Annotated in this window: 1 pseudogene; it reads right to left on the reverse strand. The window is 55.4% G+C overall.

Features of this window, described 5'->3' with window-relative positions:
- Positions 1-702, reverse strand: a pseudogene (locus tag ACUY2Y_RS11695) (YPDG domain-containing protein); the annotation flags it as partial.

Below are 702 nucleotides of genomic sequence, written 5' to 3' on the forward strand. Positions count from 1 at the left end.
CTCACCAGTCATACCCTCAGTCGGGTTAACGACCGTATCATCCAGCTTCTTCTCAGAACCATCAGCCGGAACCACAACGGTCTTATCACCAGCATCAATACTCGGCTTATCCTCAGCCGGCTCCTCCTCGGACTCAGTCAGATCAGCGACTTTGTTGTCGTTCTTATCGGTGATATCGGTATCGCCAAGGCCGTCGCCGTCCTTGTCTTCAACCTTGCCCGCAGGAACCTCAGACTCGTCCTTATTCTTCTTGCCGTCACCATCGGTGTCCTCGTCACCATCATTGGTGCCATCACCATCGGTGTCCGGGTTCAACGGATCCAGGCCAGCTGCCTTCTCATCAGCATTGGACACACCGTCGCCATCAGCATCCGGGTCCTCAGCGTTGATGATGCCGTCGCCATCCTTATCACCCTTCGGACCGTCCTCATCATCCTTATCGATGATGTCCGGGATACCGTCGCCATCCTTATCGGAGGTCGCATCCTCGTTCGGGTTGGACTCGTCCTTATTCGGCTTGCCGTCACCGTCGGCGTCCTCGTCACCATCATTGGTGCCATCACCATCAGTATCCGGGTTGTACGGATCAGTACCAGCAGCCTTCTCATCAGAGTTATTGACACCATCACCATCGATATCCGGATCCTCAGAATCCGGGATACCGTCACCATCAGTGTCCTTGGGCGACGGGCCATCGGTGAT

It is taken from the genome of Corynebacterium sp. 20-84 (assembly GCF_053479455.1).